The sequence below is a fragment of the Streptomyces sp. NPDC056734 genome (genome assembly GCF_042790455.1).
GTDB lineage: Bacteria > Actinomycetota > Actinomycetes > Streptomycetales > Streptomycetaceae > Streptomyces.
The window spans coordinates 52,602-77,951 of sequence record NZ_JBHTZD010000035.1 but is presented as its reverse complement, the minus strand read 5'-3'; the positions used below and the strand labels follow the sequence as shown (position 1 = coordinate 77,951).

The following is a 25,350-nucleotide window of genomic DNA, read 5'->3' as shown; positions in this document are numbered from 1 at the left end:
GCAAACAACCACACAACTGCCCATATTCCAGGGCCACTTTGTTAGGAGTTCTAAGCCGACCCGGACCGTGCCCTGCCGCGCACCGACCCCGACGGGCGCGGTCTGCGCATCGGCTGCGGCGCCGCCCTGCTCAATCTGCGGGCCGCCGCCGCGGCAGCCGGTCTGGCGCCGGCCATCCGGCTGCTGCCCGACCCCGCTCGGCCCCCGCTCCTCGCCGAGATCCTGACGACCGGCGGCGGGAGACCGGACCCGGCGCTCGCCCTGCTGGCACCGGCGGTCGTCCGGCGCCGCTCCAGTCGGCTGCCCTTCGAGGACCGGGACATCGCCGAAGCAGTACGGCAGCGGCTGTACGAGGCGGTCTCCGCCGAGGGTGCGCAGTTGCTGTTCCCCGATGCCTGGCACGTGCGGGAGGTCCTGGATCTGGCGGGGGACGCGGAGGACCTGGAGGCGCACGACCCGGGGCTGCGGGAGGAAACGCGCCGGTGGGCGCGCACGGAGCCGACGGGCAGGAACGGTACAGCGAGCGACGGTGTCCCGGTGGAGGCGTTCGGCCCGCTGCCGCGTGCGGGGGTGGGCCCGGTGCGCGACTTCGCCGCCGGGCGTCCCGTGGCGGGACGTGGCTGGGCACCCTTCGAGGCCAACCCCCGTCTCGCGCTCCTGGGCACCGCTCACGACGCGCCGGTGGACTGGCTGCGCGCGGGCCAGGCACTCGAACGTGTCTGGCTCCGGGCCACCACGGACGGGCTGGTCGCCTCGGTCACCTCCCAGCCCCTGGAGTGGACGCAGAGTACCCGGGCACCGAGATCCGCCGTCTGCCGGTGGAGGGTCCCGCCCACCAGGTGCTGCTCGACGCGTCGGCCGACGCGGACCTGATCGTCGTCGGTGCCCGCCGCGCCCACGGCCGCTTCGGGCTCCAGCTCGGCAGGGTCGCGCACACCTTGCTGCACCACTCCCACTGCCCGGTCGCCGTCGTCCCCCAGCCGGTCTGAGCCGGTCCGACCGCAGGTCAGGTCACCGGATGCTCCCGCTCCCAGCGGCGGTACGCGGCCACCGCGGTCGGCAGCGTCGGGAAGATCAGGTCCGGGCCCACCGAGTCGGCGAGGCCGTACACCCGCAGTTGGTCAAGCAGGTCCTGCTTGACCCGGGCCAGAGCGAACACGACACCACGGCCGGTGAGTTCGCGGCGCAGTTCGTCCACGGCGTCCAGCGCGGTGATGTCCACCTCCACGTTCGCCTCGGTGTTGAGCACGAACCAGCGCACGGGGCCGGTCTCGGCGTCCACCCCGTCGACGGCGGCCAGGGCGCGGCGGCGGAAGTCACGGGCGTTGGCGAAGAAGAGCGGGGAGTCGTAGCGGTAGACAAGCAGCCCCGGGACGGTGTGTGCCCGCGGATAGTCGTCGACATCGTGCATTCCCGCGACGCCGGGCACCAGCCCCTCGACCGCGTCGTGCGGACGTGCCACCCGCGTCAGCAGCTCGGCCACCGACAGCCCGACGGCCACCAGGACGCCGTACAGGATGTCCAGGGCGAGCACCCCGGCCAGACATCCAAGGGCGAGCAGCAACTCGCGGCGACGGAACGCGGACAGCCGCCGGAAACCCGCCAGGTCGATCATGCGGACGGCCGCGTAGACCACCAGTGCGCCAAGCACCGCCGACGGCGTGCGGGCGAGCAGCGGGCTCAGGAAGAGCAGCACAGCCAGCACGACGGCCCCGGCCACCAGCGAGTACGCCTGACTCCGCGCCCCAGCCGAGGACGCGAGCGCGGTACGGCTGGCGCTGCTGCTGACCGGGAAGCCGTGCAGCGCCCCCGCGCCGAGGTTGACCGCGCCCAGCGCCAGGAACTCCTGATCGGCGTCGAAGGCGTCCCGCTCGCGTCGCACCCGCGCAGGGCCGGTTCGCCCTCCGCCGTGTCCCGGCTTTGTATGATCCTTGCCCTGCCCGGCGGGGACCTGCCCCGCGAACGCCCGCGCGGTGAGCACGAAATCCGTGTACGCCACGAGGAGCACGCCCAGCGCGGGCAGCAGCAGCTGCGGCAGTTCACCCAGCCCCGGCCAGGCGAAGCCCGGCAGCCCCGAGGGAACCTCCCCGATCACAGCGATGCCGTATCGCCCGTCCAGGTCGAAGGCGACGACAGCGGCCGTCCCGAGGACCACGGCGAGCAGCGGTCCGGGCACCACCGGGGCGTAGGCACGCACCAGGAAGAGAAGGACGAGGACCACGGCCGACAGGACAACGGTCGGCAGATGCGCTTGGGACAGGGACCGGACGAACGACCACAACTGCGGGAAGAACTCGGTCCCCGATGACCCCGCCCCCACCAGCCGGGGCAACTGGTCCACGATCATGATCAACGCCACCCCGGCCATGTAGCCGATCAGCACCGGCCGGGAGAACAGATCGGCGAGGAACCCCAGCCGCACGACCCGCGCGACCAGACACAGCAGCCCGACCACCACGGCGAGCGACGCCGCCAGCGCCGCGTACCGGCCGGGGTCACCGGCGGCGAGGGGCCCGACCACGGTCGCCGTCATCAGCGCGGTGGTGGACTCGGGCCCCACCGACAGCACCCGGGAGGTGCCGAACAGCGCGTACAGCGCGAGGGCGGGCAGGATTCCCCACAGCCCCGCGACCGGCGCCAGCCCGGCCACCCCCGCGTACGCCATGACCTGCGGGACGAGATACGCGGCCACGGTGACCCCGGCGAGCAGATCGCCCCTCATCCAGCTCCGCCGATAGCCCGCGAGCACCGCCACCCCGGGCACCAGCCGACGCCACGGCGCACGGGGTACGCCCGCGCCCTCGCCCTCGCCGGTGCCCTGGGACGACATCGACCGCCTCTCTCCGTCTGTCCCCAGCATCCTCCGCCCGGCCAGCCGATGACACCGGGCCGAGCCATCCGGGCCGGGCCGTCCCGTTCCCGGGCCAACGGACCGGATGCGGCAGCGAATGTGCACGCGCAAGGCTCGCCCGGACGCCGCTCCGGGCGGGAGAGGCCCGGCCGTGGGCAGAACGCCCGGCGCGCTGACGGCCACGCTCGGGGCACCGTGCCCACGGCGGGCCCCAGAGGACGGGCATAGGCGGTGAAAGCGGCGCGCTCCGCCCCACGGGATAGCGCCGAGAACATGCGGGACATGGGCCGCGTACCCAAGGGCGTGCTGGAGGCCCGCGCCATCGCCCGCCGCTTCCAGGCCGACGTGATTCTCTCCACCGGTGGATACGTCGCCGTGCCCGTGGGATTCGCCGCCCGCGCGACGAAGACGCCTCTGGTCATCCACGAGCAGACCGTACGGCTCGGCCTCGCCAACCGGGTCCTCGCCCGCTCCGCGACCGCCGTCGCCCTGTCCTCGGAGAACTCCCTCAGCCTCCTGCCGGACTCGGTGGCAGCCTCCGCCGTCGTCACCGGTAACCCCGTCCGCCCCACCGTCTTCACCGGCGACGCGGCCAAGGCCGTCCCTGCGTTGGGCATGAGCGGTTACGACCCCGCCCTCCCCACCGTCTACATCACGGGCGGCGCGCAGGGCAGCGAACAGATCAACGGCCTGATCCGCGAGAACCTGCCCTGGCTGCTCTCCGCCGCCAACGTCATCCACCAGTGCGGGCCGAACTGGGTGGACAAGTCGCGGCAGGCCGTGGCAGGGTTGCCGCCCGAACTGCACGCCCGGTACTGGGTGGACGGATTCGTCGGTCCGGAGCTGCCCGACGTGCTCGCACTCGCCTCCGTCGTCGTCTCCCGCAGTGGCGCGGGCACCATCTCCGAGCTGACCGCCCTCGGTAAACCGTCCCTCCTCATCCCCCTCGCCTCCTCGGCGGGCAACGAGCAGGAACACAACGCCCTCCACCTTCAGCGGGCCGGGGCCGCCGTGGCACTCACCGGGGAGCAGGTGAACGCCCCCACACTGCGGGCGGCCCTGGAACCGGTCCTGTCCGACCCGCAGCGTCGGGAGACGATGGCGACAGCTGCCCGCGCGATGGGGAAGCCCGATGCCGCGTCCCGGCTGGTGGAGGTTCTGCTGAACGTTGCGCTCGGCGGGCGGAAGTAGACCGTACGACGTGATGCTTCGCAGCCAGCTTGAAAGCATCGTGGCCGCGACGTCGGCTTTGGAAGAGGCAGGCTTTTCGGCTGAAACGGCCGGTGGGAAGCAACCTCCTGTTTCCCCGGTTCCGGTCCACGGATCCACGAACGTGGGAGGCCGTCTGATCAGCGGCAGCGGCCTCTGGTGGCCGGTTCCCGCTGTGCGGGTGCCCCCTGTGTCGGCGCCCACGACGACAAGAGGCGGATCGACGTTAACGGCGGGTCGTTGTGCGGCCCCAACTTGTCACCAGCAACCACCAGGGGAGCGCAAGGGGAGCGCGGTTGCCTTGGGACTGTGCATCACGGACCGGCACGCCCTGCACCACCATGTGTGCTCTGATCAGGCACAACGACATCAAGGGGCATGCATCAGCACGGTCCGGACGGGCCCGGCTGGTTTCAGCCCCCCTGCTGCCAGCTGTCGCCCCGATCCGGTCCGCCTCGGTCCCGATCCCGGCGGGTCGGCGCCTCCCCCACCGCCACATAGACCCAGCCGCCATAACGCGTCAGCGTCCGGTGCCGTTCGGCGCCCCTCTGGAGCGGCTCCCATGGGTGGCGGTCGACCATGCTGGTGTCGCCGCCGAAGGGGGCGATCATGGGGCCCAGGGCGGGCGTCAGGCGGTTGGGCCACCAGTGGGGGAGGCGGTAGTCCAGGATCACCCAGCGGCCGCCGGGGGACAGGGCCTCATAGCCGCGTTCGATGATTTTGGCGTACTCGGAGATGAGGGTGAGGGAGAAGCAGGCGATGATGCCCCGGACGTTTTCGGGGTATTCGTAGGTTGTCAGGTCGGCCTGGACCAAGGTGACGTTGGTCAGGGCGGCTTGGTGTATTCGGTCCTGGGCCTGGGCCAGCATGGCGTCGGTGAGGTCCACGCCGATGACCTTGCCGGTGGGGCCGACCGCCTCGGCCAGCAGGGGGAGGTTGTGGCCGGTGCCGCAGCCGGCGTCCACGACCGTGTCGCCGGGGCGCAGGGCGAGCTGCTCCAGCGCCAGGTGTTTGTAGGCCATCGTGCGCTGGCCTATGAGGTAGAGGCGGTTCGAGGTGAGGTCGTAGCGCTTGGCGCGTTTGCGGTAGATGTTCACCATGCGTTGGGACTCGACCGTCGTCATGCGCGATCCTCCAAAGGGTCGGTGTTTCTCGGGCCGCGCAGTACCGAGGCGAGGACTCTCGGCCTGAGGATGACGTGTGGCGGGGCCAGCAGGTGGGTCATGTCCAGCAGAGCGGTGGCCACTGTCCGGTCGGTCGTCGCCACCTTCAGCAGGCGGTCGGTGTATTTCTTGCCCAGGCGCGCGGCCAGCGGCAGGGGGCCGTCGGCGGCTCCCGGGTACGCCAGGTCCGCGTTGCCCGACAGCATCCACGCGGCGTCCACGTGCCGTGCGACGTGAGCGCGCATGGCCACCGCGAGGCCGTCCGGGATGGCGTCGGTGCCGCGGGGCCTGGCCTGGGTCAGTGCCTTGTGGAGGGAGAGGGCGGTCAGTGCCGCTACGGAGATTCCCTGGCCGTACGCCGGGTTGAAGGCGCCGGCCGCGTCGCCCAGGACCAGGAAGCGGTCGGGCCAGCGAGGCAGCCGTTCGTAATGGCGCCTGCGGTTCTCCGTACGGCCCGATCCGTACACCTCGCCCAGTGGTTCGGCGTCGCGGATCGCGTCGTACAGGGCGGTGCTGCGCAGGCGTTTGGCGAAGTCCACGAAGCCCTGGTGGTCCAGGGGTGGGCGCTCACCGCCCAGGCCCGCCACGGACACCATCCAGCGGTTGCCCTCGATCGGGTTGAGGATGCCCGAACGCGGCTCCTCGGGCGTCGACTGGAGCAGGACGCACTTCCAGTCGGCGGTGTGTCCCGGGGGAGGGGCGAAGACGCAGGTGGCGTAGGCGCAGCCCGCGTCCACCACCGTTTCGGCGGGTGCGCCGTAGCCGAGGCTCTCCAGCCAGGCCGGGGTGCGGGAGCCGCGGCCGGTGGCGTCGACGACGAAGTCCGCCTCCCACTCGTACGGTTCTCCCCATCCCGTGCGGGCCGAGGCGTCGCGGTCGCGCAGGAGTACCCCGCGTACCGCGTCGCCCCGGGCCGCGATGAGGCCCACGGCCTCCGTCTCCTCGCGGATCTCGACCCCCGGCAGCTTCAGCAGCCGTCTCCGCACGGCCCAGTCGAGCAGATCGCGGGAGCCGGACAGCACCACATGGCGGCTCGGGAAGCGGTCCACCCAGCCGCCCGCCACCAGCAGGAGCATGTCCCTCGGCATCCGGACCTCGACCATGCCCAAGCTCCGCAGCTCGCCCAGCAGGCCGGGGAAGAGCTGCTCCAGGGACCGCTGTCCGGCGCCCAGGAGGTTGTGGGTGTGCCGTGCCTGGGGCACCCCCCGGCGCCAGCGCGGCTCCTCGGGGTACCGGTCCCGCTCCACCACGGTGACCCGGTCCATGTGCGGGGCCAGCGCCGCCGCCGCGCAGAGCCCGGCGAGGCTGCCTCCCAGCACCACCGCGTGGCCGCCCCCGGGGCTCGCTCTCCGGCCGGTCATGGCCTCCTCCTCCCTCTCGCCGCCCCGGCGCTCATGCGCGGGACGCCGTGGCGGGCACCCGGCGGCCGAGCCAGTGGTGCGCTGCCGCGTACCAGCTCGGGGCGGTGCGGTGGACGTTGAGGGAGTGCGCGGCCTCGGGGACCGTGAATGCCTCCAGATCGGGCGCTCCGGTGTAGAACTTCCGCTCGTGTGCCGCGACGGCCGCCGGGTCGGCCGTGGAGAGCCGGCCTCCCCCGAAGAGGCGGTCCTCCTCGCCCACCACCAGCAGGACGGGCACCTCCACGCCGGCCGCCGGTTCCGGCCGGTAGATGGCGTCCAGGGTGAAGCCCTCGCCCGCGGTCACCGTCGACTTGGTGTGTTCGTGGTAGGAGGAGAGCCCGGGGTCCACGCCTCCCGGGTGCTCGTAGAGGGCCGCGCGTCGGCCGGGGCGGGTGGTGAGGTAGTTCTCCGGCAGGTCCGTCCCGGCCAGTAACTCGTCTTCCGCGGCCGGGTGCAGTGCCGGTACCGCCTCTTCGTACAGCGGGCCGAACGCGTGCAGCAGGCCCGTGATGACCAGTGCGTCCAGATCGTGGTGGCGGGACGCCTCGATGACGGCTATGCCGGAGCCGAGCGAATGTCCTACGGCGACCACCCGCCGGAAGGACGGGATGCCGGGGGCGCCACGGCGCAGGGCCTGGATCACCTGGTGCACGGCGTCGACATTGCTCTCTACGGTGACCTGCTCGGCCGGAGGGTGCGTGCTCCCGCCGGTGCCGGGGCGGTCGAGGGCGAGTACGGCGTAGCCCTCGGCCACGGCGTGCCGGGTGTAGTCATGGGCTCCCGGGGCGGTCCAGTACCGGCGGTCGTAGGTGAGCCCGGGCAGCAGGAGCTGGACGGTGTCGGGCGGATCGCCTGCGGGGAGGGACAGTTCCGCGGCCAGGTGCCAGGTCGTGCCGGGGGACTGCGCGGGGGTCACGTCGAAGCTGACCGAGCTCATGGGGATGCGCCTCTCTGATCTGGTCTGACCTGATGTGGTTTGACCTGATCTGGTCTGGTCTGATCTGCCGAGTTGGTTGCCGACGTGTGGTCAGGTGATGGTGATCTGTGGTTCTCCGGGCGGAGTGCCTTCGGCTTCCAGCTGCTCGGCGATCTTCAGGGCTTCCTCGATGAGGGTCTCCACGATCTTCGACTCGGGGACGGTCTTGATGACCTCGCCCTTGACGAAGATCTGGCCCTTGCCGTTGCCGGAGGCGACGCCCAGGTCGGCTTCGCGGGCCTCGCCGGGGCCGTTGACCACACAGCCCATGACGGCCACGCGAAGGGGGACCTCCATGCCGTCCAGACCGGCCATGACCTCGTCGGCGAGGCGGTAGACATCCACCTGGGCGCGGCCGCAGGACGGGCAGGAGACGATCTCCAGGCGTCGCTGGCGCAGATTCAGCGACTCCAGGATCTGGGCGCCGACCTTGACCTCCTCGACCGGAGGGGCGGACAGCGACACCCGGATGGTGTCCCCGATGCCCTCGGCCAGCAGCGCGCCGAACGCCACGGCCGACTTGACGGTCCCCTGGAAGGCCGGGCCCGCCTCGGTCACCCCGAGATGCAGCGGGTAGTCGCACCGCGCCGCCAGCAGCCGGTAGGCGCTGACCATGACGACCGGATCGTTGTGCTTCACCGAGATCTTGAGGTCACCGAACCCGTGCTCCTCGAACAGCGAGCACTCCCACAGCGCCGACTCCACCAGCGCCTCCGGCGTCGCCTTTCCGTACTTGGCGAGCAGCCGGGCGTCCAGCGAGCCCGCGTTCACCCCGATGCGGATCGGTGTCCCGGCGTCGGAGGCCGCCCTGGCGATCTCCTTCACCTTGTCGTCGAACCGGCGGATGTTGCCCGGGTTCACCCGGACCGCCGCGCACCCCGCGTCGATCGCCGCGAAGACGTACTTCGGCTGGAAGTGGATGTCCGCGATCACCGGGATCTTCGACTTGCGGGCGATCTGCGGCAGCGCGTCCGCGTCGTCCTGCGAGGGGCAGGCGACCCGTACGATCTGGCAGCCCGCCGCCGTCAGTTCCGCGATCTGCTGCAACGTGGCGTCCACATCGGCGGTGAGGGTGGTCGTCATCGACTGCACCGACACCGGGGCGTCCCCGCCCACCGCGACGGGACCCACCTGGATCTGTCGTGACCTGCGGCGTTCTGCCAGTCTGAGGGGGATCGACGGCATTCCGAGCGCTACGGACGCGGTCGTCATCACACCACTCCCTTCAATGGGGGGCGGTCGACCGCCCCGGCCGCCCCGTCCATCGGGTTCACCGTTTCCCCTGCTGCCAGTGACCACCCCAGTGCTTCCTCGACCTGGTCCGCGATTCCGTCCGCCGTCAGACCGCAGTCCCGCAGCAGATCGGTGCGTCCGGCGTGCTCCAGGAACCCGGAGGACACACCGAGGGTCCGCAGTTCCCGTGGTGTCGTCCCGGCGTCGCGCAGCGCCGACGCGAGGGTCTGGCCGACGCCGCCGGTCCGTAGACCGTCCTCGGCGCTCACCACGACGTCGAACCGGCCGGCCAGCCGTACCAGTGCCTCGGGCGTCGGCTTCACCCAGCCCGGGTCGACCACCGTGCAGCCGATGCCCCGGTCGGCGAGACGGCCGGCCGCCGCCACACAGGGGCCCGCCATCGCGCCCACCGCGACCAGCAACACGTCCTCGCCGGTACGGGCGAGCACGTCGAGCGATCCGGTGCCGTCCGGCCCCGCGATCCGGTCCACCGCGGGCAGCTCCGGGGACAGGGCTCCCTTGGGGAAGCGCAGCACGGTCGGTGCGTCCTCGACGGCCAGCGCCTGGTCGAGCTGGAGTCGCAGACTCGCCCGGTCACGGGGCGCGGCGATCCGCAGTCCCGGTACGGCCTGGAGCGTGGCCAGGTCCCAGACGCCGTTATGGGACGCCCCGTCGTCGCCGGTGATCCCGGCCCGGTCGAGCACGAAGGTCACCGGCAGCCGGTGCAGCGCCACATCCATGAGGACCTGGTCGAAGGCCCGGTTCAGGAAGGTCGCGTAGACGCACACCACCGGGTGCAGACCGCCCATGGCCATGCCCGCCGCGGAGGTCACCGCGTGCTGTTCGGCGATGCCCACGTCCACGACCTGTCCGGGCCTGGCCCGTTGCAGGGGCCGCAGACCCGTGGGCTCCAGCATCGCGGCGGTCAGCGCGACCACGTCCGGCCGCCGCCGCGCCTGCGCGAGCAGTTCCTCGCCGAAGGCCGCCGTCCAGCTCTGCTTGGCGCCGGTGCTCGCCGCGCCGGGTGCCGGAGCGGCCCGTACCGCGTGGAAGCGGTCCTTGGTGTCCTCCTCGGCGGGCGCGTAGCCCCGGCCCTTCTCGGTGATGCAGTGCACCACCACCGAGCCGCCGAAGGCGCGGGCCCGGCGCAGTGCCGCCTCGACGGCCGCCCGGTCGTGCCCGTCGACCGGGCCGAGGTACTTGAGGCCGAGATCCTCGTAGAGGGCCTGCGGGGTGAGGAAGTCCTTGAGGCCCTTCTTCGCCCCGTGCACGGCCCGGCACACGAAGTCGCCGACGGCGGGCAGGCCCCGCAGGGTGTCCTTGGCCCGGTGGAGGAACTCCTCGTACCGGCGCGACGTACGCAGCGCGGCGAGATGGTTGGCGAGCCCGCCCACGGTGGGGGCGTAGGAACGGGCGTTGTCGTTGATGACGATGACCAGCGGGCGGTCGGGGTCGGCCGCGATGTTGTTGACCGCTTCCCAGGACATGCCGCCGGTCAGCGCGCCGTCGCCGATGACCGCGACCACATGGCCGGGTTCGCGGCGCACCCGCCGGGCCCGCGCCAGGCCGTCGGCGTAGGACAGGGCGGTGGACGCGTGCGAGTTCTCCACCAGGTCGTGCGCGGACTCGGCGCGGCTGGGGTAGCCGGACATGCCGCCGCGGGTGCGCAGCGTCGCGAAGTCCGCGACCCGGCCGGTGAGGAGTTTGTGTACGTACGCCTGGTGGCCGGTGTCCCATACGACGCTGTCGCGGGGGGAGTCGAAGACGCGGTGCAGGGCGATGGTGAGTTCGACCACGCCGAGGTTCGGGCCGAGGTGCCCGCCGTTGCGGGACACCCGCTCGATGAGCAGGGCCCTGGTCTCGGCGGCGAGCCGGTCGAGTTCGCGCGGGCTCAGTCCGCGCAGGTCGGCCGGGCAGGTGACGCGTTCGAGGAGATCCAGATCCATGGTCGGCTCAGCTCCCGGTTCCCGCATCTACGGACACCTCCACGGACACCTCTACAGATTCCTCCACGGACACCTCTACGGATTCCTTTGCGGGCAGCCCGGTGGGTGGACCCGCGGGCCGGTCCACGCGCGGGGCCGCCCGTCGTTGCCGGAAGACGACGGACACCTCCGGCCGCAGGCCCAGTTCCGGGCCCGTCACCAGGCTGTCGACGGCGATCAGTACGTTGTAGTGGTTGGGGAAGTGGCAGGAGTCGAAGCCGAGCACGGTCCCCACCCGGCGGCCGTCCGCCCACACCTCGTCACCCCGGTCGATCACCCCGGCCCCGTCGATCTCGGCGAAGCCCAGAAAGCCCACCCGGTCGATGCGCGCCCCCGGCGGGCTTCCCGCCTGGTCGGTGGAGACCAGCTCATGCACCTCACCGCGGCGTACACACCGGCTGGTGAACTCCTCCAGCCACATGCCCCGGTCGTCGCGGCGATGGGTGAGCACCTTGACGAGGGTGGCGGGCACGACCCGTTTGGCGCCGTCCTCACGCGGGTTCACCTGGTGGCTCCTTCCGTCCGGTAGACGGCCTCGACCAGTTCGAGGGCGGCGAGCCCATCGCGTGCGCTGTCCTGCCCGGCGCGCAGACGGGCGTCGAAGTCGGCCAGTACACCGACGTACTCGTGCCACAGCGAACCCTTGAACGCCGTGTGCCCGTCGAGCATGTCGGCGGTGAGCCGGGTGCCGTCGGCCAGTGCGACGGTGACGTCCTTGACCTCGCCGTCGTAGGACCAGTCGAGTTCGACGCGGGCGCTCGCGCCGCCCGGCGCGCGCAGCGCGATGTCGGCCCGGCGGTCCGTACCGGCGGCGTCGCGTACGACGTCGGCGGCCGTCAGTTCGGTGTCGCCGAGGAACAGCCGGACCAGGTCGAAGGCGTTGGGGCCGTTGTCGGCCACACAGCCGCCGCCGCAGCGGTCGGCGTCCAGATACCAGCGGTCGGATCCGGCGTGGTCCTCGATGCGTTCGAGGTAGCGGACGGTGAGGGAGCGCACGGGGGCGTCTGCCGCGGACACCTCCTCCAGCAGTCGCAGCACCGCGGAGTTGTAGCGGCGGTGGAAGGAGGTGAAGAGGGTGACCTCGTGTTTCCGGGCCAGTTCGGCGAGTGCGTGGGCGTCCGTCCCCTTGGTCGCGAGGGGCTTCTCCACGCAGACCGACACTCCCGCGGCGAGGGCGTCGGCGCACACCGCCGCGTGCGCGTCGTTGGGGACGTTGACCACCACCGCGTCCACCCCGGCGTCGGCCAGCAGGGCCGCGTGTCCGTCGTAGCACTTGGCCGTGGCGCGGAACGGGTCCAGGGCGTCGGGCCGCAGGTCGCACACGGCGGTGAGGTCCAGCGTGGGGAGCTGGTCGAACGCGGCGACGTAGAACTTCGAGATCACGCCGAGGCCGATGATGCCGATGCGGGTCCGGTCGTTCGGCCGGGGGCTCAGTGGGGGGTTCGGTGGGGGGCTCGGTGGGGTGTTCAGCGGGGTGTTCATCGGGCGCCTCCCGAGAGAGCGGTGGTTCCGGTCGGTTGTGCTTCCGGGACCTCGGGATACCGGACCTCGGGAAAGGCCAGGCCCCGCTCGGCGGCCAGGGCGGTCAGTTCGCCGTAGCCCTCGGCGGAGAGCGGGACGCCGTGTTCCCGGTGGCGCGCGGCGGCCAGCGCCTCGGGCCGGCCGGGGTAGCTCACCGGGGACGCGGGGTCGAGGGGCGGGGTGTCGAGCAGTGCCTGGAACATCCCGCCGGAGTCGGCCCGGAAGTCCTGCTCCGGGCGGAGCGCGCCGGGGGCCAGGACGAGCGCGGTGATGCCGATGTCGTCGTCCCGGCCGGTGGGCGAGCCGTCGCCGCCCAGCGCCTCCGGGGCGGGGCCGAGTCCCGCTCCGGGGACCAGTGCGGCCAGCACCTCGACCATCAGGCCGAGCCCGTAGCCCTTGAAGGCGCCGGTGGCGGGGTCGCCGCCGAGCCAGCGCAGGAAGCCCTCGGAGCGGTCCAGGGCGTTCGGATCGGTCACGGGGCGTCCCTCGGCGTCCTCCAGCCAGCCCTCCGGTATCGGCTCTTTGGCGCGGGCCGCGGCGCGCACCCTGCCGGTGGGCACCACGGTCGTACTCATGTCGAGGGCGTAGGGAGGGTGCTCGCCCGCGGGCGCGGCGACGCTGAACGGGTTGGTGCCGAGCATCGCCGCCCGGCCGCCCGGTGGCCGGGCGATGCGCTGGCGCCCGCAGTTGGAGGCGAGCACGGCGACCATGCCGCGCCGCGCGATCCGGGCCGTGTGGTAGCCCGCGCAGCCGAAGTGGGTGGCGTTGCGCATCGTCACCAGGGCGATACCGGTCGACTCCGCGCGGTCCGCGGCCAGCTCCAGTGCCTCGGTCGCGGCCCACAGGCCCAGCGAGCGGCGGCCGTCCAGGAGTACGGCGGCGCCCGTGTCGGTGATCTTCTCCGGCTCCGCCGCCGGGTCGATACGGCCTTCGTCGATCGCCGGGAGGTACAGCCGGGTGAGATTGGCCAGGCCGTGCGAGGTCAGTCCGGCGAGATCTCCGTGGACCAGTGCCTCGGCGGCGCCGGCGGCCCGCTGGGCGGGTACCCCGCGGTCGGCGAAGACCTCGGCGGTGAAGGCGACGAGGGCGTCATGGGAGACGAGCACCCCGCGCGTGGCTGGGGCGTCGGTCTTCTGGGTCACAGTGGGCTTCCTCCCGGTGCGGCGTGATGCCGGGCGGCGAAGCGGACGAGCAGATCGCGCACCGCCCCGGCGAAGGCTTCGAGATCGGACAACGCGGCGTACTCACCCGCTGCGTGGGCGTGGTTGTGGTCCAGGTCGCCGGGGCCGAGGACGGCGGTGTAGGCGCCGGGCAGACGGGACATCCACAGCGCGTCGCAGGTGAACGCGGGTTCGTCGGCCGGCCACCGGGCGAGGCCCGCCTGCCGCTCCAGCAGTTCGGTGGCCCAGGGGTCGTCCACGGGGGCGAGCGCGGGGAGGTCCCGCTTGTGCCATTCGACGCGGGTGATGGCGGCGGCGTCGGCGGCGGTGCGGGCCAGATTGGGGTGCGTGCGGAAGAGGTCGCCGAATTCCCGTAGCCCGGCGGAGACTTCGTCCTCCAGGGCGGTGGCCAGTGAGCGGCCGGTCGCCAGGTCCGGGTAGGAGCAGTTGAGCAGCAGCCGGCCGGTCCCGTACACCCGGTTGTGGAGGTGCCCGGTGTGCAGGCCCGCGACACAGATCTGTCCGCCGCCGGCCCGCTCCGGCAGCCGGGCCGCGAGCCGCTGCGCCAGATGGCCGAGCAGCACGGTGGCGTTGTGCCCGGCGCCGGGGCGGTCGTCGATGGCGTCGTCCCCGTCGACCCGGACACAGGCGGTCATGGCGGCGGTGGAGCGGGTCAGCAGCCGCATCCCGGTGGGTTCGCAGAACAGGTTGAGCCTGCCGTACCAGCCCTGGCGGATCAGCGGGCGGGTGCCGAACACGCCCATGGCGCCGCCTTCCTCGCCGGACACCGCCTGGATGAGCACCCGGGTGCCGGAGGCAAGGCCGGGCACGGATTCGAGCGCCGCCCGCAGGCCCGCCAGGAGCGCGACCGCGGGGCCCTTGGCGTCGATCGCGCCGCGGCCGGTGAAGACCTCCCCGTCGAAGCCCACCGGTTCGAGACCGGCGACCGTGTCCAGGTGGACGTTGAACATCACCGTGTCCGCCTGCGGCAGCGCGGGGCCGAGCGCCAGCACCAGGCTGGGCTGTACGGCCAGGAAGCGGGGGTCGGCGGCCGCTTCGCGTACGGCGAGCGGGACATGGTCGCCCACCAGGTCGGCGGGGTCGGCGGGGGCGTGGTGCACCACCTCGAAGCCGATGTGCCGGGCGGCCTCGGCGTAGGCGCGCTGGGCGTCCCACAAGCGGGGCTCGACGGGGCACGCGCCTGCCCCCTCGCCCCCTCCTTCGAGGGGGCCGACCGTGGGCAGCTCCAGCAGCCGCAGCAGCAGTTCGCGCTCCGCGCCGCTCAGCCTCGCCCGGGTCACCGGGTGGCCTCCGGCGCCGTATCCGCCGTATCCGCCGTATCCGCCGTGTCCGCCGTGTCCGCCGTGTCCGCCGTGTCCGCCGTGTCCGCCGTATCCTCCGCGACCGACAGGCCCGCCGCCAGTCGCTCCAGGGCGCGGCCGTAGCGTACGAACTGCGCCACCCCGTCGTCACCGGCGTCGGTCCGGCCCTCGTGGGGGCGTACCGACAGATGGGGTTCGATGGACCACGTACCGGTGTAGCCATGGTCGAGAAGCAGCCGCAGGCAGTCGGCGACGCGGCAGGCGCCTGCACCGGGGAAGGTGTAGACGGGGTCGTCCGCGTCGCCCCTGGCGTCCTTGATCTGTACGTGCTCCACCCACGGCACCAGCTCGGTGAGCAGGTCGTACGCCTCGTAGCCGTACGCCACGCCGTTGCCCGTGTCGAACAGCAGCCGGAGCGCGGGGCTGTCGACCTCCGCCAGCAGCCGCAGGGCGCGGTCCGCGCGGGCGCCCGCCCAGCCCGCGCAGTTCTCGTGCAGCAGGACGAGCCCGGCGTCCCGCGCCACCCGGGCGAGGTCCTTCATCCGGCGTACGGCGCGACGCCCCCACTCGGGTTCACCGAGGCGGCCGTCCGGGTCGTCGGGGTAGGACATGACACGGAGGTAGCGGGTGCCCAGCGCGGCACAGCGCGGGGCCAGGCGCTTCAGCTCGGCCAGGTCCGGTGCGAAGTCCCCGGTGATGGGGCGGGCCCAGTTGGCGATACGGGAGTCCACGCACACCACGTCGAGGCCCGCGTCGTCGAGGGCCCCCCGGACGCGGTCGAACGCGGCGTCGTCGAGGTCGGCGAGGGCGGTGCCGTCGAGGTCGCGCAGCTCGATGGTGGACCAGCCCAGCAGGTGGTGGGCCCGGATCTGTTCGGCGAGGGCGGGGGCGGCTTCGTCGCCGATGCCGGCGAAGCGGATTCCGGGGGGTGGTGGGTGGGCCGGTCCGGTCGCGGCTGCCGCCTCGGTCGCGGCTGCCGTCCCGGTCGCCAGGGGGTGTTCGATGTCAGCCGGCACGGGCCACCCGCTGTCCGGTGTGACCGGCGGCCGGGACGGCTCGGCGGGCCAGGTCCTTGGCGTCGGCGAGCAACTCGACCACACGCGAGGCGAGATGCAACTGCGCCGCCAGATCCGTGCCGTCGCGCAGGGCGCGGTAGGTGTCCAGGAGATAGGTGGACAGCGCGTCGTCGGGAAAGACGTCCCAGGTCTCCGGGCGTCCGCGGCGGCTGATCCGGAGCTGGGCGTAGTGGTCGTCCTCGGCGCCCGGGTAGTGCGCCACCACCTGGCCGTCCGTGAAGTCCAGCTGGATGCGGCGTTCCCGGACCGGCGCGGTGAGGTCGGAGACGATCCGGCTGGTCACCGTGTCGTGGCGGAGCGTGAGTTCGGCCCGGCCCATCCCCGCGACGACGGTGTCACCGATCCGCATGTCCGCCAGCTCCGCACCGGTGAGACGGGCGGGCCCGGCGAGCCGGAGACAGACACCGAGGGAGTGCGGAGGCTCTATGTCGAACGCGGTGGGGTGCCCGTTGTCGGCCAGGGTGCGGCCCATCCGCGGCTTGTACTGCCGTACTTCGATCGAGCGCAGGGCGCCCAGGGCGCCAGCGTCCACGAGGCGGGCGAGCCGGCCGGTCAGGGCGCTGGCCAGCCAGGGTGCCACGACCGCCAGCCGCAGCCCCTCGGTACGGGACAGGCCGACGATCTCGCGGACACTCGCGCGGTCGGACGCCAGGGGTTTCTCCACGACGATCCGGCGGAACCCGGCGGCGGCCAGCTCACGCAGCAGACCGAGGCGGGCGACCGGCGGAGTGCACAGGTGTACGACGGTCCGCTCGGGGTCGAGCAGGGTGCGGGCCTGGTCGAGTGAGGAGACGTGCCGCAGTCCCTCGGCCGCCACGGGCAGCGCCGGGGTCACGGGGTCGAGGGTCAGGACGGGCGCGGGATCGAAGAGATCCGTGTGCCGCCCGGTGGCGCGCAGCCGGCGCAGTACCGCCCAGTGCAGGCCGAGACCGGCCCGGCCGAGCCCGATGATCAGCGTCCGCGCGGGCTGACCGACGGGCGCTGCCTGTTCTGTTCGCGGTGCCGCATCCCCTGGCTGCATTGCCGGTGCCGGTGCCGGTGCCGGTGCCGGTGCCTGTGCCTGTGCCGGCTGTCCTGCCCGTGCCGGCTGTCCTGCCGGTGCCGGCTGCCCTGCCCCTGCTGGCTGCTCTGCGCGCTCCATGCCGGCCTGGCTCCTCTCAGCGGTCGCGGTAGGCCACGGAGGCCGTCAGATCCATCAGTTCGTCGCGCCAGCGGGAGACCAGGGGCGCCTCGGCCACGGCCTGTCCGGCCTGGTCGACGAGGTGTGCGATGCGCCGCTCCACGTCATCGGCCACTCCGCTCTCGATGAGCAGGGCGCGCATCCTGGCCGCCGCCTCGGGTCCCGCGGGCGCGGCGGCCAGCGCGCGGATGCGGTCATCGCGTCGTACGGCGAGACTCAGCAGGTAACTCATCTTGAACTGGGTGAAGTCGAGCCCGGTGGGCTTGCCGGTGTTCCCGGAGTCGCCGAAGGCGTCGATCAGATCGTCCCGGAGCTGGAACGCCTCGCCCAGCGGCAGCCCGTACGCCTCGAACGCATCGGCGAGGTCGGGCCGGCCCGCGATCGTGGCGCCGAGCTGGAGGGGGCGGTGGATGGTGTACCGGCCGGACTTGCAGACGGCGATCCACCGGGAGAGTTCCGGGTCGGCCACCCCCTCGGCGGCGACGGCGATGTCCAGGTACTGGCCGACGGTGACCTCGACGCGGGTCTCGTCCCACACCGCGCGGGCCGGTTCCGAGAGGCGGCGGGTGAGCCGGTCCGCGTAGACATGGGAGAGGTCGGCGGCCAGGTTGGCCACCCCCTCGCCGTAGCGCCGCGGCTCGCCGCGCAGCCGCCGTGCCCGATGGTCGTCCGCATGCCGTTCATGGGCGGTGACGGCGCCGCGGCGCAGCGGGGAGTCGTCGAGTACGTCGTCCCGCAACAGGGCGAAACTGTGCAGGAGTTCCAGCGCCGCGGCGGCGTCCACGGCGTCGGCCGACCCGGGGTCGCCGCCCGCGGCGAGATGGCCCAGGAGACAGAAGCGGGGGCGCAGCAGCTTGCCCTTGGCGACGGTGATCGCGGTGACGGCGTCGACGAACGCGGCACACCGCGGGTCGACGGCGGTCCAGCGCGCGCTCTCCCCGGCGAGCACGGAGTCGATGCGCCGCAGGACGGCGTCCAGTAACCGGGGCAGGACGTCGGCGCGGGCCGGGCCGTGTCCCTCAAGGGGTGCGTCGGTCGGGCTGTGCCTTTCAGCGCCCGTGTCACCTGGGCCGTGTCCCTCAGCGCGCGCGTCACCTGGGCCGTGTCCCTCAGCGCCCGTGTCACCTGGGCCGTGTCCCTCAGCGCCCGTGTCACCCGGGCCGTGTCCCTCAGCGCCCGTGTCACCCGGGCCGTGTCCCTCAGCGCCCGTGTCACCCGGGCCGTGCCCCTCAGCGCCCGCGTCACCCGTACCGCGTCCCTCAACCGTCTCGCCACCCGCCACTGGACACCCCCAGGCCGCATCCACCTCACGCCCCCCACCCGCCAAGGCACTCACCCCGTCCCCTTCAACAGCGCGGGCAGCTGGAAGACCACGTTCTCCGTGGCCGTCCGCTCCACCTCGACCCGGCCGTACCCGAGGTCGGCGAGCCGGCGCAGCAGGCCGTCGACCAGCACCTCGGGGGCGCTCGCACCGGCGCTGACGCCGACCGAGTCCACCCCGGTGAGCCAGCTCTCCTGGAAGTGGTCCGGGCCGGGGACCAGGTGCGCGGCGGTTCCGGCGGTGCGGGCGACCTCGACCATCCGGACGGAGTTGCTGGAGTTCTCGGAGCCGACGACGAGCACCAGGTCGGTACGGGCCGCGATCGCCTTGACCGCGTTCTGGCGGTTCTGGCTGGCATAGCAGATGTCGTCGCTGCCGGGGCCGAGCAGATCGTCGAACCGCCCGCGCATGGCCTCGATGATCTCCTCCGTCTCGTCCAGGGCGAGGGTGGTCTGGGTCAGATAGGCGACGGGCGCGTCGCGCGCCAGGTCCAGCGCGTGTACGTCCTCCACGGTGCTCACCACCACGGTGCGCTCGGGTGCCTCGCCGTACGTGCCCTCCACTTCCTCGTGCTCGGCATGGCCGACGAGCAGGATCGTCCGGCCGTCCTCGGCGAAGCGGCGGGACTCCTGGTGGACCTTGGCCACGAGCGGGCAGGTGGCGTCGATCACGGTCAGCCCGCGCGCCTCCGCGCCCTGGCGTACCTCCGGCGAGACACCGTGGGCGGACAGGACGCAGACCTCGCCGGGCGGCACCAGCTCCGCGGAGTCCACGAAGCGCACCCCGCGGGCCTCCAGATCGCTCACCACATGCTCGTTGTGCACGATCTGGTTGCGCACATAGATGGGAGGGCCGAAGCGTTCGAGGGCGACTTCCACGATGTCGATGGCCCGCCGCACTCCCGCGCAGAAACTGCGAGGTTCGGCGAGCACGACCGACTTCACCGGAAGTTCCGCCGGGCGGCCAGAATCTGCTGAGTCCACCGAGTTCGCAGAGTCCACCGAGTTCGCCGAGTTCACGGATTTCACGGATTTCGCCGGGTTCACGGAGTTCACTGAATTAATTGAATCAGCTGCCGACTTCAAAGAAAGCACATCCCCTGTCGCCCGCTGAACGGGCAGGCTCGCGCGCGGTCCGGATTGCGTTCTGTAGACACATGCGGTGCGGCGGTGCAGCTCAAATCTGGGGGGCCACAAGGTCGGGTGTCAAGCGTCCCCCGACCGCTCGGGCGCCGGCGCCCTCTCGCTTGAGCTGGCCCGGAACGCCCCTGGGCTGGCCCTTCCGCGCTCTTCGCCCCCGGGGCTAGCTGATGCTTGTCAGTGCCGGCCCGGTACTGACAAGGGTTTGCCATTGTCGCTGATGACGGGGTCCTGATTAGCTCCGCCCATCCATATCCCCGTCCCGCCACACGGAGGATTGACGCGTGATCTCTCCTACTCGGAGCACCGGGCGAAGCGAATTAGGAACGGTAACAGAGCGGTCGGTCCCCTTCTTCACCCAGGCGGGCACGTTCACCGAGTGCTGGCCGGATATCAGCCGTCATCTGAACGAGTTGTTCGATCGCGGAAAGTTCTCCCACGGACGACAGGTCGCCGAGCTGGAGAAGGCGCTCGCCGCCTACACCGGGGCACGGCACGTGGTGGCGGTGAACAGCGGGACGGACGCCCTGGTCCTGCTGCTCCGGGCCTGCGGGGTCGGCCCCGGGGACGAGGTCGTGGTGCCGGCGTTCAGCTTCGTCGCCTCGGCGTCCTCGGTGGCCCTCGCCCGCGCCCGGCCGGTGTTCGCCGACATCGAGCCGGACGGCTACTCCCTGGACCCGCGTTCCGTGGAGACCGTCCTCACCGAGCGCACCCGGGCGGTCATGCCGGTGCATCTGTTCTGGCAGCTCGCGGACATGACCGCACTGGGCGCCCTGGCCGAGCGGCACGATCTGTTGGTCGTCGAGGACAGCGCGGAGGCCATCGGGATGCGCCGGGGCGGGGTGCACGCCGGGCTGCTGGGCCACGGGGGAGTGCTGTCGTTCTTCCCCACCAAGACCCTGGGCGCGCTCGGTGACGCCGGGGCCGTCCTGACCGACGACCCGCAGCTCGCGGAGCGGGTGTCGACCCTGCGCCACCACGGCCGGATGGGCCGCACCGTCGACCACATCGCCGGCATCTCCAACCTGTCCGGATCCTCCGGCACCAACAGCAAGATGGACGACATCCAGGCGTCCGTCCTGCTCGGCAAGCTGCCCCGGCTGGACGCGGCGATCGCCCGACGCGCCGAGCTGGCCGACGCGTACACCGAGCGGCTGCGCGACGTACCGGGGATCCTGCGGCTGCCCACCGTCATCGACCGGGAGGGCCGCGGCGAGCCGGTCTTCTACGTCTATGTGATCGAGGCGGAGCGCCGGGACGAGCTGGTCGCCCGGCTCACCCGCGAAGGCATCGGCACCGAGGTCTACTACCCGACCCCGCTGCACCTACAGCCCTGCTTCGCCGAACTCGGCCACCGCCGCGGAGATTTCCCCCACGCCGAGGCCGCGTGCGAACGCACGGTCGCGCTGCCCTTCCACCCCGACCTCGCACTCGCCGACGTGGACCGGGTGTGCGAGGTCATCACCCGCTTCTACCGAGGGGGCCCGGCATGAGGACCATGAGGACACTGCCCTTCTTCCCGCCCGACCTCTTCGAGGACGACCGCGAAACCCTGCTCTCGACCGTGCGCGAGCTGGGCGTGGGCGCCGGTCAGCGGTTCATCCTCGGCGACCGCACCGCCGAACTGGAGGACGCGCTGTGCAAGGCGACGGGCGCCGCACACGCCGTCGCCTGCGGCAGCGGAACCGGGGCGCTGGAGCTGTCCGTACGGGCCCTGGACATCGGACCGGGTGACGAGGTGATCGTCCCGGCGTTCTGCTGCCAGCCGGTGGCCAGTGCCGTGGCCAACGCGGGTGCCACCCCCGTCTTCGCCGACGTCGACCCCTGGACCATGGTCCTGGACCCCGACGCCACCGAGGCGCTGATCACCGCCCGCACCAAGGCGATCATGCCGGCCCATGTCTTCTCGATCATGGCCGACATGGAGCGTTTCCGGGCGATCGCCGATGAGCACGGACTCGCCCTGATCGAGGACGCCGCGGTCGCGCAGGGCGCGGTGCTGGACGGGCGGCCGGCCGGACGCTGGGGCGATCTGGGGGTGTTCTCCTTCTTCCAGGTCAAGGCGTTCGGCACCGTGGGCGAGGGCGGCGTGATCCTCACCGACGACCCCGAACTGGCGCGGGCCTGCCGCATGCTGCGCAACCACGGACAGGACGGCGTGCACCGCTTCCTGCATCACCGCATCGGCCTGAACAGCAGGTTCGACGAGGTGCTGGCCGCGTTCCAGCTGCACCGGCTGCCCGGCTTCCCGGACCGTCTGGAACGCCGGGCCGTGATCGCCGACCACTACACCGAGCGCTTCGAGCCACTGCGCGGGCGCGGTGTGCTCGCCCCGCCCGCCGGTCGCAACGGCCGCTGCTACTACGTCTATTCACTGCTCGTGGAGCGCCGCGAGGACCTGCGCGCCTACCTCACGGAGCGCCGGATCGGCACGCACATCTACTACCCGGTGCCGCTGCCCGAGCAGCCCGCCTTCTCCCCCTGGGCCCCTCCCCACGGCAGCTGGCCCCACGCCCGGCAGGCATCCGCGCGCAATCTGGCCATCCCGATCTGGCCCCACCTGGATGACACCGAGGTGGAGTTCATCGCGGACACCGTCTGTGAGTTCTTCGCATGAGCGCGGTTCCTCGCATGAGCGCGCCGGAATCCTTGGAGACCCCTATGACCGAGCAGCTCCAGCAGCAGGAGTACGTCTTCGACCCGGCCTGGGAGAAGGAGACCGAGCGGCTGCGCACCAACGAGGCGATCTGGGACCCGGGCACCCTGGAACGGCTGGAGAAGCTGGGCGTGGCGCCCGGCTGGAGCTGCCTGGAGATCGGCGCCGGTTCGGGTTCCGTGGTGCGCCGGCTCGCGGAACTGGTGGGCCCCGCCGGCCGGGTGCTCGCCACCGACCTGGAGACCGGCCGGCTGGCCTCGCTCATCGAGCTGCCCCAGGTGGACGTGGTGCGGCACGACCTGCGTACCGAGGAACTGCCCGAGGCGGCGTTCGACCTCGTGCACTCCCGGATGGTGCTCCAGCATCTACCCGACCGGGCCGCCGCCATGGACCGGATGGTGCGGGCGCTGCGGCCCGGCGGGGTGCTGTTCCTGGAGGACACCGATTCCTCCACGCTCTTTCGCACGTCCCTCTCCGAGGACTTCCTCCAGGACGTGCGGGCCGCCGGATACGGCCTGATGCGCCGGTCCGGCCACGACCCGCGCGGCGGTCACGTCAACCTCCGACTCGCCCTGGACGCCGGTCTGGACGCCACCGCGGAGGGCCGGGCCGTGATGGTGCGCGGCGGCTCCGACCAGGCCAGGCACTACATGCTGTGGCTGGAGTTCATGCGGCGCCGGATCGTCGACGCCGGGCTCCTGGACCACGCCCGCATCGATCAGGCCCTGGCCGAGATGGCCGACCCCGCCCACCACTGGCTGAGCCAGGTACTGATCAGCACCGTCGGCAGGAAGCCCGGCGGGAAGCCCGGCGGGAAGCCCGGGAGGAAGCCCGGTGGGACGGACGGTGGGACGGACGGCCGGGGAGAGGCGGGGCGATGACCACGGCCCACGCACCGGTGCGCCTGGAGGTCCGCGACCGGGCCAGGGCGTACGCCAAGCTGGCGAAGCTCTCCTTCTTCGACTACTACCTGTGTGTCCTGGTGGTCCTGGCGCTGCTCCCCACCGCGGCCTGGGGGCGGCCCGGCACCTGGTGGGTCCTGGTCCTGTTCGACCTGGGCTGGGTGGGGATCGTGGCGGCCACCGTCTCCCTGGACGATGTCACCGGCCTGCGCGACGGCAGCGACGCCCGCAACTACGACCCCGCGCAGACCCTGCGCGCCCGCGACCGCAAGCCGCTCCTCGACGGCCGGCTGACGCTCCGCCAGGCCCTGCGCTTCGGCTGGGCCTGCGCCGCGGCGGGCACCGCGCTGTGGGCCCTCGCCCTCGCCCTCGCACCGCACCGGCCCTGGTGGGCCGTGGCCGCGGCCGGCCTGTCGGTGGTCATCAGCGTGCAGTACTCGTACGGCCTCAAGCTCAGCTACCGGGGCGGCCAGGAGACGGTCATCTGGCTCAGCACCGCCCTGTGCGTGCTCATCCCCTTCGCCCTGCTGAACGGGCGGATGACCGGGGTGGCCTGGCTGGAGTGCTTCCTGTTCGGGCTGTGGAGCCTGATGGTCTCCGTCTACTCCAACATCAACGACGTGGACGGCGACCGTGACGCGGGGCGGCGCAATCTGGCCACGAGCGTCTCCCCCCGCGTCTACCGGGGCTTCATCGCCGCGCTCTCCCTCACCGAGACCGGCGCGATCGTCCTGGCCCTCGCGGTGGACGCGGTGCCGCTGTGGTTCGGCGCCTTCCTGCTGCCCGTGGTGTGCCTGCGCGCCCGCCAGGCGTACCAGGGGCTCGTCGCGGGCCAGGTGCTGTCGGCCCGCAAGCAGGGCGTCACCATCCACCGCTGGGGCGTCGTACTCCTGATCGTGGCCAACCTGCTCCTCGTGCACAACGGCTGAAAGGGCACCACGATGTCCGAAACGACGAACGGCGGCTCGGCACCGCGCCACGGACGCCGGGTGGTGGTGATCGGCCAGGGGTATGTGGGACTCCCCCTCGCCGTACGGGCCGCGGAGGCGGGGCACACGGTCGTGGGCTACGACATCGACGCCGCACGGATCGCCCGGCTGCGCTCGGGAGACTCCTACGTCGAGGACGTGGACCACGACAGACTGGGCAAGGCCCTGGAGTCGGGGGCCTACCACCCCACGACCGACGCCGCCGCCCTCGCGGAGTTCGACGTGGCCGTGGTCACCGTACCCACCCCGCTGCTCGATGACGTCCCCGACCTGACCTTCATCGAGGACGCGGCCCGCGAACTCGCCCGGTATCTGCGGCCGGGCGCGCTGGTCGTACTGGAATCCACCACCTATCCCGGCACCACCGAGGACGTGTTCGGCGCGCTGCTGCACAAGGAGAGCGGGCTGGCCCCCGGCCCCGACTTCCACCTCGGCTACAGCCCCGAGCGCATCGACCCCGGAAACCGGACCTGGACCCTGGAGACCACCCCCAAGATCATTTCCGGTGTGGACGCGGCATCCCTGCGCCGGGTCGCGGAGTTCTACGACACGGTGGTGGAGCGGACCGTGCCGGTGCGCGACCCGCGGACCGCCGAGCTGACCAAGCTCCTGGAGAACACCTACCGGCACGTCAACATCGCCCTGGTCAACGAGATGGCGGTGATCGCGCACGAACTCGGGGTGGACGCCTGGGAGGCGATCGACGCCGCCTCCTCCAAGCCCTTCGGCTTCATGCCGTTCACGCCGGGGCCCGGCGTCGGCGGCCACTGCCTGCCGGTCGACCCCCGCTATCTCTCCTGGCGGGTCGAGCGCGAACTCGGCCGCCGCTTCCGCTTCATCGACCTCGCCAACGATGTCAACAGCCAGATGCCCCAGTACGTCGTCCAGCGCCTCGTCCAGGCCCTCAACCGGCTCCGGCGCCCGGCGAACGGCTCCCGGATACTCCTGCTGGGCCTCGCCTACAAGCGCAACAGCGGCGACGCCCGCGAGTCACCGGCGCTGCGCGTGGCGGAACTGCTGCTGCGCACCGGGGCCCAGGTGTCCGCCGCCGACCCGCATGTACGGGACACCGGGCCGTGGGAATCACGGCTGCGGCGCGTGGAGCTGACCGAGCGGGAGCTGTCCGCCGCCGACGCCGTCGTCCTGCTCACCGACCACGACGACTTCGACTACGACCTCGTGCAGCGCACCGCCCGGCACGTCCTGGACTGCCGACGGCGCCTGACACCCGCCGACAACGTCGAGATCCTGTGAGGCGCGACTTCCG

20 protein-coding genes and 2 pseudogenes are annotated in these 25,350 nt (G+C 72.3%); 8 read left to right on the top strand and 14 right to left on the bottom strand.

What is annotated here, in order from left to right; all coding sequences use genetic code 11:
- The first annotated feature begins 72 nt into the window (after window positions 1–72).
- Both ACFRFC_RS35425 and ACFRFC_RS35420 read left to right on the top strand, forming a co-directional pair.
- A complete protein-coding gene (locus tag ACFRFC_RS35425) occupies window positions 73–873 on the top strand; it encodes an Acg family FMN-binding oxidoreductase (protein WP_383112684.1) in 801 nt (266 codons plus the stop codon).
- Window positions 807–989 (top strand): annotated as a pseudogene (locus tag ACFRFC_RS35420) (universal stress protein); the annotation flags it as partial. The gene ACFRFC_RS35425 and the pseudogene ACFRFC_RS35420, both read left to right, overlap by 67 nt.
- Before the next feature lie 17 nt (window positions 990–1,006).
- On the opposite strand, the gene ACFRFC_RS35415 reads toward ACFRFC_RS35420, so the two are convergent.
- On the bottom strand, window positions 1,007–2,830 hold the full coding sequence (locus ACFRFC_RS35415) for a SulP family inorganic anion transporter (RefSeq protein WP_382680958.1): 1,824 nt from the start codon (window positions 2,828–2,830) through the stop codon (window positions 1,007–1,009).
- A gap of 282 nt (window positions 2,831–3,112) precedes the next feature.
- Here ACFRFC_RS35415 and ACFRFC_RS35410 point away from each other — a divergent pair.
- A pseudogene (locus tag ACFRFC_RS35410) lies at window positions 3,113–4,042 on the top strand (glycosyltransferase); the annotation flags it as partial.
- A 431-nt stretch (window positions 4,043–4,473) separates the two neighbouring features.
- On the opposite strand, the gene ACFRFC_RS35405 reads toward ACFRFC_RS35410, so the two are convergent.
- From ACFRFC_RS35405 to ispH, 13 genes are all read right to left on the bottom strand, one after another.
- The gene (locus ACFRFC_RS35405) at window positions 4,474–5,184 is read right to left on the bottom strand and encodes a class I SAM-dependent methyltransferase (RefSeq protein ID WP_382680959.1); all 711 of its coding nucleotides are present in this window, start codon (window positions 5,182–5,184) and stop codon (window positions 4,474–4,476) included.
- The gene (locus ACFRFC_RS35400) at window positions 5,181–6,584 is read right to left on the bottom strand and encodes an NAD(P)/FAD-dependent oxidoreductase (RefSeq protein ID WP_382680960.1); all 1,404 of its coding nucleotides are present in this window, start codon (window positions 6,582–6,584) and stop codon (window positions 5,181–5,183) included. Before ACFRFC_RS35400 ends, ACFRFC_RS35405 begins: the two co-directional genes overlap by 4 nt.
- Before the next feature lie 31 nt (window positions 6,585–6,615).
- Complete coding sequence (locus ACFRFC_RS35395; RefSeq protein WP_382680961.1) at window positions 6,616–7,560, bottom strand: alpha/beta hydrolase; 945 nt, start codon at window positions 7,558–7,560, stop codon at window positions 6,616–6,618.
- A gap of 90 nt (window positions 7,561–7,650) precedes the next feature.
- Window positions 7,651–8,811, bottom strand: a complete 1,161-nt coding sequence (gene ispG, locus ACFRFC_RS35390; protein WP_382680962.1) for a flavodoxin-dependent (E)-4-hydroxy-3-methylbut-2-enyl-diphosphate synthase — start codon at window positions 8,809–8,811, stop codon at window positions 7,651–7,653.
- The gene (gene dxs / locus ACFRFC_RS35385) at window positions 8,811–10,772 is read right to left on the bottom strand and encodes a 1-deoxy-D-xylulose-5-phosphate synthase (protein ID WP_382681112.1); all 1,962 of its coding nucleotides are present in this window, start codon (window positions 10,770–10,772) and stop codon (window positions 8,811–8,813) included. The genes ispG and dxs overlap by 1 nt, the downstream gene beginning before the upstream one ends.
- A gap of 13 nt (window positions 10,773–10,785) precedes the next feature.
- Window positions 10,786–11,322, bottom strand: a complete 537-nt coding sequence (locus tag ACFRFC_RS35380) for a DUF6917 domain-containing protein (protein ID WP_382680963.1) — start codon at window positions 11,320–11,322, stop codon at window positions 10,786–10,788.
- On the bottom strand, window positions 11,319–12,299 hold the full coding sequence (locus tag ACFRFC_RS35375) for a Gfo/Idh/MocA family protein (protein WP_382680964.1): 981 nt from the start codon (window positions 12,297–12,299) through the stop codon (window positions 11,319–11,321). The genes ACFRFC_RS35380 and ACFRFC_RS35375 overlap by 4 nt, the downstream gene beginning before the upstream one ends.
- Window positions 12,296–13,480 carry an Ldh family oxidoreductase gene (locus ACFRFC_RS35370; protein ID WP_382680965.1) on the bottom strand — a complete coding sequence of 395 codons (1,185 nt, stop codon included), beginning with the start codon at window positions 13,478–13,480 and terminating at the stop codon, window positions 12,296–12,298. The genes ACFRFC_RS35375 and ACFRFC_RS35370 overlap by 4 nt, the downstream gene beginning before the upstream one ends.
- Window positions 13,477–14,799, bottom strand: a complete 1,323-nt coding sequence (locus tag ACFRFC_RS35365; RefSeq protein WP_382680966.1) for a M20/M25/M40 family metallo-hydrolase — start codon at window positions 14,797–14,799, stop codon at window positions 13,477–13,479. The genes ACFRFC_RS35370 and ACFRFC_RS35365 overlap by 4 nt, the downstream gene beginning before the upstream one ends.
- Window positions 14,796–15,836 carry a sugar phosphate isomerase/epimerase family protein gene (locus tag ACFRFC_RS35360; RefSeq protein WP_382680967.1) on the bottom strand — a complete coding sequence of 347 codons (1,041 nt, stop codon included), beginning with the start codon at window positions 15,834–15,836 and terminating at the stop codon, window positions 14,796–14,798. The genes ACFRFC_RS35365 and ACFRFC_RS35360 overlap by 4 nt, the downstream gene beginning before the upstream one ends.
- Window positions 15,826–16,917: a hypothetical protein gene (locus ACFRFC_RS35355; protein WP_382680968.1), complete on the bottom strand. Its 1,092-nt coding sequence runs from the start codon at window positions 16,915–16,917 to the stop codon at window positions 15,826–15,828. Before ACFRFC_RS35355 ends, ACFRFC_RS35360 begins: the two co-directional genes overlap by 11 nt.
- 136 nt (window positions 16,918–17,053) lie before the next feature.
- On the bottom strand, window positions 17,054–18,025 hold the full coding sequence (locus ACFRFC_RS35350) for a polyprenyl synthetase family protein (RefSeq protein WP_382680969.1): 972 nt from the start codon (window positions 18,023–18,025) through the stop codon (window positions 17,054–17,056).
- A 383-nt stretch (window positions 18,026–18,408) separates the two neighbouring features.
- Window positions 18,409–19,329 (bottom strand): 4-hydroxy-3-methylbut-2-enyl diphosphate reductase, encoded by a 921-nt coding sequence (gene ispH / locus ACFRFC_RS35345; RefSeq protein ID WP_382680970.1) that lies wholly within the window; start codon window positions 19,327–19,329, stop codon window positions 18,409–18,411.
- A gap of 491 nt (window positions 19,330–19,820) precedes the next feature.
- On the opposite strand from ispH, the gene ACFRFC_RS35340 reads away from it, so the two are divergent.
- From ACFRFC_RS35340 to ACFRFC_RS35320, 5 genes are read left to right on the top strand one after another with little or no spacing between them, the layout of a single operon-like run.
- Window positions 19,821–21,029: a DegT/DnrJ/EryC1/StrS family aminotransferase gene (locus ACFRFC_RS35340; RefSeq protein ID WP_382680971.1), complete on the top strand. Its 1,209-nt coding sequence runs from the start codon at window positions 19,821–19,823 to the stop codon at window positions 21,027–21,029.
- Entirely contained in the window at window positions 21,026–22,153 is a 1,128-nt protein-coding gene (locus tag ACFRFC_RS35335) for a DegT/DnrJ/EryC1/StrS family aminotransferase (protein ID WP_382680972.1), read from the top strand. The genes ACFRFC_RS35340 and ACFRFC_RS35335 overlap by 4 nt, the downstream gene beginning before the upstream one ends.
- A 44-nt stretch (window positions 22,154–22,197) precedes the next feature.
- Complete coding sequence (locus tag ACFRFC_RS35330; RefSeq protein ID WP_382680973.1) at window positions 22,198–23,073, top strand: class I SAM-dependent methyltransferase; 876 nt, start codon at window positions 22,198–22,200, stop codon at window positions 23,071–23,073.
- Window positions 23,070–24,023, top strand: coding sequence for a UbiA family prenyltransferase (locus tag ACFRFC_RS35325; RefSeq protein WP_382680974.1), 954 nt, complete (start codon window positions 23,070–23,072; stop codon window positions 24,021–24,023). The genes ACFRFC_RS35330 and ACFRFC_RS35325 overlap by 4 nt, the downstream gene beginning before the upstream one ends.
- 12 nt (window positions 24,024–24,035) lie before the next feature.
- Entirely contained in the window at window positions 24,036–25,337 is a 1,302-nt protein-coding gene (locus ACFRFC_RS35320) for a nucleotide sugar dehydrogenase (RefSeq protein WP_382680975.1), read from the top strand.
- Window positions 25,338–25,350: the final 13 nt, after the last annotated feature.